Genomic DNA, 9,280 nt, shown 5'->3' with positions numbered 1-9,280 from the left:
ATTTTTCTATCAAATGAATTCATAGGTTCTAATGTAATTGATTTTCCTTTTGCAACAACAGCTTCAGCAATCATATCAGCAGCACGCGGGCCGATAATATGTACCCCAAGGATTTCGTCAGTGGTCGCATCAGCAAGTACTTTTACAAATCCATCTGTATCCATGCTGGCTTTAGCACGTCCACTGGCTTTAAAAGGGAAAGATCCTGCTTTATATTTAGTGCCTTTTTCTTTAAGTTGTTCTTCAGTAGCTCCAACTGAAGCAACCTCAGGCCAGGTATACACCACACCTGGAATCAGGTTGTAGTTAATATGTGGTTTCTGTCCGGCTAAACGCTCTGCAACGTAAACACCCTCATCTTCTGCCTTATGTGCCAGCATAGCACCTTTAATAACATCACCAATGGCATAAACACCTTCAACACTAGTTTCTAGATGTTCGTTAACCGGTATCTTGTTACCACGGTCTTCCGTTTTAATACCAATGTTCTCTAATCCTAATCCCGCAGTATATGCAGTACGTCCTACGGCAACAATGCAGTAATCAGCTTCAAGTTTTACTTCTTCACCTTTAGCATTCTCTGCAGTAACTGTAACGATTTCGCCTTCTACGGTAGCACCGGTAACTTTGTGTTTGGTGTAGAAATCCATATTTAAAGATTTCTTCAATACCCGCTGAAGTTCTTTTCCTAACGAGGCATCCATCGTAGCAATAATAGATGGTAAGAATTCTACAACTGAAACTTTAGTGCCTAAACGGGCATATACCGATCCCAGCTCTAAACCAATTACCCCACCACCAATCACAACCATTGTTTTTGGTACTTCAGTTAAGTTTAAAGTTTCAGTAGAAGTGATAATGCGTTTTTTATCAATTGGTAAAAACGGAAGAGCTGTTGGTTTAGAACCTGTAGCAATAATTACATTTTTTGCTGTAACGTTTTCTGATGTACCATCTTCGTGAGTTACTTTAATGGTGTTTTTATCAATGAAAGATCCTAAACCTTCGAAAGTGTCAATCTTATTCTTTTTAAAGAGGTATTGGATCCCTGCTGTATTTTGTGCGACTACATCGTTTTTACGGGCAATCATTTGTGGCATGTTCACTTGAAGGTCTTTCAAGTCGATACCGTGTGTAGCGAAGGTATGTGAAGCATTGTAAAAATGCTCTGAAGAATCTAATAATGCCTTTGATGGAATACAACCTACGTTAAGGCAGGTGCCTCCAAAAGTCTTATATTTCTCTATTACTGCGGTTTTTAAACCAAGTTGAGCGCATCTGATTGCACTCACATATCCGCCTGGACCAGAACCAATAACAACGACATCGTATTGCATAAATAAATTTTTTGTGTGAAACAAAGTTAAGAATATATTCTTATTTTATAAGTATAAGCTGCGATGAACCTAAGGTTTGTTCACGGGTCTGGTGATTAAGAAAAGCACCTTTTACCCTGGTGATGGGGTATCTTTTAAAGCTTTTTACCACCTCGCCATTTAAACCTTCGGCACCTAGCTGACCGAGGGCTTCACTTTCCCCAAACATCAGGAATGGTCTTTCAGGAAGTTTATTCTCCTCTCCTATCCGATAATAAATCAGGGGTTCTTTGCTGTAAAAGTCGATAGCGTAACTGTAACTATTAACCACTTTTACTATAGGTAGTTTTTCTGGATTATTTGCATTGAGGTAAAATGCAGCTTCACTATCTGCCTGATAAGTGGTTAAGGCAGGGTAGTAAATCAAGTTAAAATAGAGATTAACAAATATGGCTACGGCAGCCGACTGAAAGTAAATTTTATAAACACCAAGGTTGGGGTTTACAGTAACTGCTACAATTAAACCAACAGCCAGGATAAGGAAGGTTATGGCGACCATTGACACCCCCGAAGGTAGGAAATAGAAGTTTAATACGCCTATAGTTGCCATCATCAGACAGATCAGCACTACCTGTATCCAATAGATGACCTTGCTTTTTCCAACAGGTTGTAATTGATAAATGTACTGTGCTGTAATAATGGCAAAGAAAGGAAAGATTATGGTGATGTAATGAGGGAGCTGGAATTTAGATACCGAGAAAATGATAAAAGTTAACGCTGCACCACCTAGGTTATACCAATAAGCGGTCTTTGGCTGAGCAATGTTTTGCCGGATCAATTTTACCACAGCAATATAAAACAGTATACACCAGGGCAAGAAGGCCCACAATGTGGTATGGAGAAAGAAAAACGGATCGCCATTTGCCTTTTTTATAGGCCCGGTATTGAAAAAACGCCCAAACTGGCTGTCCCAAAAGAAAAACTTTAACCCCGAAACACCGGTTCGACCAAAGACAACTTTATCGGGTTGCGCATCAAATTGCAGGTATAAAGACCAAAGTTCTGGTAACATAAACAACAGTACCAATACTGCAGCGATTAACCACCTAAAATTAAAAAGCAAGGACCATTGTCTGGTCATCATTAAATGGCCGGCTATAGCACCGAATACAGGGATAAGGGCAAAAATACCCTTCGTCATCACGGCAAATGCAGCAAACAGGCTTCCTACCACCAAATGCCAAAACCATTTGTTGCCTAAGCTTTTATAAAAATGGTATACACTGGCAATGATAAGCCCCGTGAGGTACGGTTCTGCACGCACATCAGTGTTGGAAAGTATAAGGTGCTCTGCAGTGAGCAAAATTAACACAGCCCACAGACCAATCTCCTTATTGTAAAGCGACTTAGCAAACAGGTAGGTATATAAAGCGCCTACCATCACCATCAAAATTGCTGGGAGTTTGTAAGCCCAGGTTGTTATGCCAAATATTTTAAAGGAAATAGCGGCCAGCCAAAAAGGGAAGTGCGGTTTATCCAACCAGTCTTTACCTTCTACGTAAAGGTCAGAAAAGTTATTATTTAAAGCCATGGTCTTGGCAATTGAGGCGTACAGTGCTCCGTCTGGACCAATAATGGTTACCCATAAACCACTGAAGTTAACCAGGACAGCGAGTCCAATAAATGCATAAAGCCATCTATACCTTAACGCGGCCCGCGATTCCTCTATCATAATTCTGCAGTATTTTGTTCCTTAGTAGTTTTGAAAACGTAAAAATAATTGGCACTGAAATTCCAGATGAATACCAGGCCCACGGCGATAACTTTACTCAGATAAAAATTGAGCAACAACAGGTTGTTGAAAACGTATATCACCATAGAGTTAAGCAATAGACCGATAACAGACACCGTAATAAAAGCGGCCAGTTGTTTACTGATTTTCGCCTTATTCTGGAAAGTCCAGATCCTGTTTATGAAATAGTTGCTCATTACTGCGGCACTGAAACCAATGGCATTGGCTAAAAACTTATTTACATGCAACACGTCTTTAAATAACCAGGTAAGAGAGAAATCAACCACCATACCAGACATGCCGGTAATTCCGAATTTAATTAAAGATAATAGTCGCTTATCTGCCATGTGCCATTGTTTGCAATAATTTTTCTAAAGGTACAAGGATTTTCAATCTTCCAATATTTTTACCATCTACAATATGCTTTAAGCCCTATTTTTTGTAGGTTTAGCCTATTAAACTTTCGAACCTATGACCTTATTAAAGACCCTGTTTCTGCAGGTCCTGACCATGTTCTTTGGACTTACTGCCTTTGCACAACAAACTGATTCAGCCTACATCAGGCAAAACTTCACCAAGATCGAAAGAATGATTCCCATGCGGGATGGCGTTAAATTGTTTACTGCAATTTACATTCCTACAGCAAAACAGAAAAAACACCCTATTTTATTAAACAGAACGCCCTATACGGTAGCACCCTATGGAGAGGACCAGTTCAAAACAATGCTTGGCCCGTCTTCTGCATTATTAAAGGAGGGTTTTATTTATGTCTATCAGGATGTGCGTGGAAAATGGATGAGTGAAGGGGAATTTGTTGACGTAAGGCCACAGCTTACGGGCAAAAAGGGAAAAAAAGCTATTGATGAAAGTACAGATACCTATGATACCATTGATTGGCTGATTAAAAATGTAAGTAACAATAACGGCAAAGTGGGTATATATGGAATATCTTATCCAGGCTTTTATTCTACCACCTCCTTACCGGGAGCGCACCCCGCGTTGAAGGCTGTATCGCCACAGGCGCCAGTAACCGATTGGTTTATGGGTGATGATTTCCACCACAACGGGGCATTAATGCTTGCCGATGCGTTTAATTTTTACTCCAGTTTCGGTGTACCACGACCTAAACCGATCACGCCTGACCAAAGACCAAAACCACTACAGCTACCCATCAAAGACAACTACCGTTTCTTTTTAAATGTAGGGGCCCTCAAAAATGTGAATGAAAAGTATTTTGGCGACAGCATCAAGTTCTGGAATGATTTAATGGTGCATGGCACTTATGATGACTTTTGGAAAGCCAGAAATATACGTACACACTTAAAAGACGTTAAACCCGCTGTTCTTGTAGTTGGCGGCTTTTTTGATGCCGAAGACACTTACGGGACTTTCAAAACTTATGAAGCCATAGAAAAGCAAAACCCTCAGGCCAAAAACAACCTGGTGGTAGGCCCCTGGTTTCATGGAGGCTGGGTGAGGAGTACTGGCTCCAGCTTTGGCGACATTGATTTTGAACAACCTACAAGTGCATACTATCAGGAAAAAATAGAATACCCATTTTTCATGCATCATCTTAAAGGTGCCCCTGAACACCAGCTTGCTGAGGCTACCATCTATTTAACAGGTAGCAACCAATGGAAAAATTTTGATACCTGGCCTCCTGTAGCTACTGAAAAGAAAACGTTATACTTCCATGAAGATGGTGGGTTAAGCTTTAGCAAACCTACGCTGACTACCAGCTTTGATGAGTATGAAAGTGATCCAAATACCCCGGTTCCCTATCAGGATGGTGTACAGGAACGCAGAACCCGGGAATACATGGTGGACGACCAGCGTTTTGCTGCCCGCAGACCCGATGTTAAGGTTTATCAATCGGAGGTTCTTACCGAAGATATTACGCTTACAGGTCCGCTTACTGCCGATTTATTTGTTAGCACCACAGGCACCGATGCCGATTATGTGGTAAAACTTATTGATGTTTATCCTGAAGATGCCACATCCACCCTTTCCAAAGAGGTGATGATGGGTGGCTACCAGATGTTGGTACGCGGAGAAATCATGCGTGGAAAATTCAGGAACAGCTTTGAAAAACCAGAGCCTTTTGTTCCTCAAGAGGTAACACAGGTAAAATATGAACTCCCTGATGTTGGCCATACCTTTAAAAAAGGCCACAGGATCATGGTGCAGGTACAAAACTCCTGGTTCCCCCTGGCTGACCGAAACCCTCAAAAATTCATGGACATCTATTCGGCCGACGATAAAGATTTCCAAAAAGCTACACACCGTATTTACCATGATGCAAGCCACCCGACTGGCTTGGTCGTGACCATTTTAAAACCATAACATGTTCTTCAAAAGATTACTACTTGCGCTTCCAGCGCTACTCCTTCTCGCCTTATCGGCAAATGCTCAATTGATGAAGCCTAACCCTGAATCGTTTTCTCGTGCAGATAGTTTAAGAGGCTCATTAACGCCACTGCGCACTTGTTACGACATCAACTATTACCACCTTACCGTGAAGATCGATATCGACAAACGATTCATTCAAGGAAGCAACGAATTTGCCTTTACTGCTGCACAGGATTTTAAAAAATTGCAGTTTGACCTTTTTGAGAACCTTAAAGTAGAAAAAGTCGTTTACAAAGGCGAGGAATTACCTTTTAGCCGAGAATTTAATGCCGTTTTTGTGACTTTTCCGGAAACCATAAAAAAAGGCAGTAAGGATACATTTACGGTATATTATTCAGGGAATCCTATTGTTGCAAAAAAAGCACCCTGGGACGGTGGATTTGTTTTCGCAAAAGACAGTGCAGGTAAACCATGGGTTACCGTAGCTTGCCAGGGCTTGGGAGCCAGCAGCTGGTGGCCAAATAAGGATCATCAGAGTGATGAGGTAGATAGTGTGCTGATTAGTATGAGCGTGCCTAAGGGCTTAAAGGAAGTATCTAACGGCCGCTTGCGCAGCGTGGTTGAACAGCCTGATGGTTATACTCAATACAACTGGTTCGTGGGCAATCCTATTAACAATTATAACATCACCTTTTATATTGGCGATTATGCTCACTGGACCGATGAACTTATTGGCGAAAATGGCAAACTAACATTGGACTACTGGGCATTAAAATCCGATAGCGCCAAAGCCAGAAAGCATTGGGATGCCGATGTTAAGCCAATGATCAAGAGTTTTGAACACTGGTTTGGTCCTTACGCATTTTATGAAGATGGCTATAAACTGGTACATGCGCCTCATTTAGGCATGGAGCATCAAAGTGCTGTTGCCTACGGCAACAAGTTCCAAAAAGGTTATGCCGGCAGGGATTTATCTGGTTCTGGCTGGGGAATGAATTTCGATTTCATTACTATTCATGAAAGTGGTCATGAGTGGTTTGGAAACAACATTACCGCAAAAGACATTGCTGATATGTGGATCCATGAAAGCTTTACGAACTATTCTGAAGCATTATTTGTAGAAAGTCAAAGTGGTAAGGCGGCGGGTGCTGAGTACGTTATTGGGGTGCGCAAAAATATCCTGAACGATGTGCCGATTATAGGCCATTACGGAGTAAATAAAGAAGGCTCAGGTGACATGTATTATAAAGGTGCAAACATGATTCATACCATCAGACAATTGATTAATAACGATGAGCGATTTAGGAATATACTAAGAGGTATGAATAAAACATTCTACCACAAAACAGTAACTACCGAACAGGTAGAACAATATATCGCAAAACAAAGCGGACTGAAACTGGATAAGGTGTTCGACCAATACCTACGTCATACGGAAATTCCAGTGTTGGAATATAAAATTAAAGATGGAAAATTGAGCTACCGATGGACTAATGCCGTAAAAGGATTTGATATGCCGGTGAAAGTGACCTTGTCAAAAGGCAAATACAGTTTTATTAAACCAACAGCTAAGTGGAAGACAACGAAACTTGATCAAAATTTAGCAGAGGCTGATTTTAAGGTTGATCCGAACTTCTACGTGTTGTCAAAAAAAAGTTTGTAAATTATTTAGGTTAGCATGCAACTAATTTCAACTTTCTGGGTCTTATAGTTACCCTAACCTTATAAATTATAATTATGAAACATTCTATTAAATTTTTAGTCATGGTACTGCTGGTTTGCACCGCATTTGCAAACAAGAGCTACGCCCAGCAAAGAGCCGTGAGCAACTTCGATGGCGTTGCCATCAACGGTTCTATTAAAGCCATTGTACAGTTCGGAAATAAGGAAAGCCTGCGTTTTGAAGGTGATCAGGATGCCATTGATGAGCTGATTACCGAAGTGAAAAACGGTGTGCTGATCATCAGATCCAAAAACAAATGGGGAGAATGGAACAGGAAATTTAGAAATAGCCGCATTACAGCTTACATCACGGCTAAAAGAATAACCTCCCTTACCATGAGTGGTTCAGGAAGTATTGATGTTCTAAATCAGATTAATACTTCTGAACTGGCCACTACTGTGAGCGGATCAGGAAATATCAGGGCTACTGCAAACGTAAAATCATTATCGGCAGTTGTTAGTGGCTCTGGCAACATCAGCATCCAGGGTAAAGCCAATGAAGCCAACATTACCATTGGGGGCTCAGGCAACTTCAGGGGTTCTGATATGCAGACTCAAACTGCATCTACTACCGTTAGCGGATCCGGCTCGATTTACGTTGCTCCTAATAAGAGGTTAAATGCCGTAGTATCCGGCTCTGGAAATGTGTTTTATTCTGGAGACCCCGTGGTAGAGAAAACCGTATCAGGTTCTGGTGGGGTTAGAAAAAGTTAAAAAAAAAGCGGCCTCTCCAATGGAAAGGCCGCTTTTTTTATATCAAAACGGCAATTAAACTCCTAATAATAAACGAGCTGGATCTTCCAACAATTGTTTAACCCTTACCAGGAAGCCTACAGATTCTCTTCCGTCAATGATCCGGTGATCATATGATAAAGCTAAATACATCATTGGACGTACAACAACTTCCCCTTTAATCGCAATCGGACGCTCAATAATATTGTGCATTCCCAGGATAGCAGACTGTGGAGAATTAATAATTGGAGTAGACATCATCGAACCAAAAACACCACCATTAGTGATGGTAAACGTTCCACCTGTCATTTCATCTATAGACAACTTGTTGTCGCGGGCTTTAGTAGCCAACTCTATCACACTTTTCTCTATTTCAGCAAGACTTTTGCTTTCGGCATTACGGATAATTGGAACAACTAATCCTTTTGGTGCAGAAACGGCAATGGATACATCAACGAAATCATTAAACACCAACTCTTCACCATCAATACGTGCGTTAACAGAAGGGAAGTCTTTTAATGCCTCACAAACCGCTTTGGTAAAGAAGCTCATAAAGCCTAACCCTACACCATATTTTTCTTTGAATTTATCTTTGTATTTACCACGTAAATCCATGATCGGCTTCATATCCACTTCATTAAAAGTAGTTAACATAGCTGTCTCACTTTTTACCGCTACTAAACGTTTAGCAACAGTTTTACGTAATGGCGTCATTTTTTGTCTGCGCTCATTTCTAGAACCCGCAACTGCAGGAGCAGCAGCTGGAGTTGGTGCAGAAGCTTTTGCAGCCGCTTTTGGCTGTGCTTTTTCTGCATTTAAGGCATCTTCTTTAGTAATTCTACCATCAACACCAGTACCTTTAACGGCTGCAGGATCTACTCCCTTTTCAGCAAGAATTTTTCCCGCCGAAGGTGATGGAGTACCCGAAGCATAACTGTCACCCTTTTTTTCTACTACCGGAGCTTCAGTTTTTTGTTCTGCAACAGCAGTTTTTTCTTCTTTTGCTGCCGGTGCCGCAGGAGCTGCGCCACCATCTTCAATTTTACATACCACAGCGCCTATAGCAAGGGTATCACCTTCCTGGGCCACTGTTCTCAAAGTTCCCGCTTGCTCAGCAGTTAATTCAAATGTCGCTTTATCTGATTCTAACTCAGCAATAACTTCATCCATTTCAACTGCGTCACCATCATTTTTTATCCAGCTGGATAAAACAACTTCAGTAATTGATTCTCCTACTGGCGGAACTTTTATTTCTATACTCATAACTGATGTATTATTTTTAATCTACGTTGTATATTTTACTTACCGATTTCTTGGCAATTTTCTGTTCTTTTTCTGTTACCGGCATTTCGAAAGCTTTCGCCAAGAT

General features: G+C 41.0%; 7 protein-coding genes. 3 read left to right on the top strand and 4 right to left on the bottom strand.

The window, feature by feature from the left end; all coding sequences use genetic code 11:
* The 3 genes from lpdA to ACR2F3_RS02555 all read right to left on the bottom strand — a co-directional run.
* Positions 1-1,337 (bottom strand): dihydrolipoyl dehydrogenase (gene lpdA, locus ACR2F3_RS02565; RefSeq protein ID WP_432708414.1); only part of this gene is annotated, 1,337 nt, incomplete at its 3' end.
* Between the two features lie 40 nt (positions 1,338-1,377).
* Positions 1,378-3,048, bottom strand: coding sequence for an ArnT family glycosyltransferase (locus tag ACR2F3_RS02560; protein ID WP_432708413.1), 1,671 nt, complete (start codon positions 3,046-3,048; stop codon positions 1,378-1,380).
* Entirely contained in the window at positions 3,045-3,455 is a 411-nt protein-coding gene (locus ACR2F3_RS02555) for a GtrA family protein (RefSeq protein ID WP_432708412.1), read from the bottom strand. The genes ACR2F3_RS02560 and ACR2F3_RS02555 overlap by 4 nt, the downstream gene beginning before the upstream one ends.
* A 124-nt stretch (positions 3,456-3,579) precedes the next feature.
* Between ACR2F3_RS02555 and ACR2F3_RS02550 the strand changes: the two genes are divergently transcribed.
* The 3 genes from ACR2F3_RS02550 to ACR2F3_RS02540 all read left to right on the top strand — a co-directional run bounded on the left by ACR2F3_RS02550 (position 3,580) and on the right by ACR2F3_RS02540 (position 7,893).
* The gene (locus ACR2F3_RS02550; protein WP_432708411.1) at positions 3,580-5,451 is read left to right on the top strand and encodes a CocE/NonD family hydrolase; all 1,872 of its coding nucleotides are present in this window, start codon (positions 3,580-3,582) and stop codon (positions 5,449-5,451) included.
* A 1-nt stretch (position 5,452) separates the two neighbouring features.
* Positions 5,453-7,120 carry a M1 family metallopeptidase gene (locus tag ACR2F3_RS02545; protein WP_432708410.1) on the top strand — a complete coding sequence of 556 codons (1,668 nt, stop codon included), beginning with the start codon at positions 5,453-5,455 and terminating at the stop codon, positions 7,118-7,120.
* 74 nt (positions 7,121-7,194) lie between these two features.
* A complete protein-coding gene (locus ACR2F3_RS02540; RefSeq protein WP_432708409.1) occupies positions 7,195-7,893 on the top strand; it encodes a head GIN domain-containing protein in 699 nt (232 codons plus the stop codon).
* A 54-nt stretch (positions 7,894-7,947) separates the two neighbouring features.
* Here the strand turns inward: ACR2F3_RS02540 and odhB are convergent, their stop codons facing one another.
* Positions 7,948-9,174 (bottom strand): 2-oxoglutarate dehydrogenase complex dihydrolipoyllysine-residue succinyltransferase, encoded by a 1,227-nt coding sequence (gene odhB, locus ACR2F3_RS02535; RefSeq protein WP_432708408.1) that lies wholly within the window; start codon positions 9,172-9,174, stop codon positions 7,948-7,950.
* Between the last annotated feature and the right edge of the window lie 106 nt (positions 9,175-9,280).

The sequence above is a fragment of the Pedobacter sp. genome (genome assembly GCF_045627485.1).
In the GTDB taxonomy this organism is placed as follows: domain Bacteria; phylum Bacteroidota; class Bacteroidia; order Sphingobacteriales; family Sphingobacteriaceae; genus Pedobacter.
Note: the sequence above shows the minus strand (reverse complement) of the source record. Positions and strands in the feature narration are given on the sequence as shown.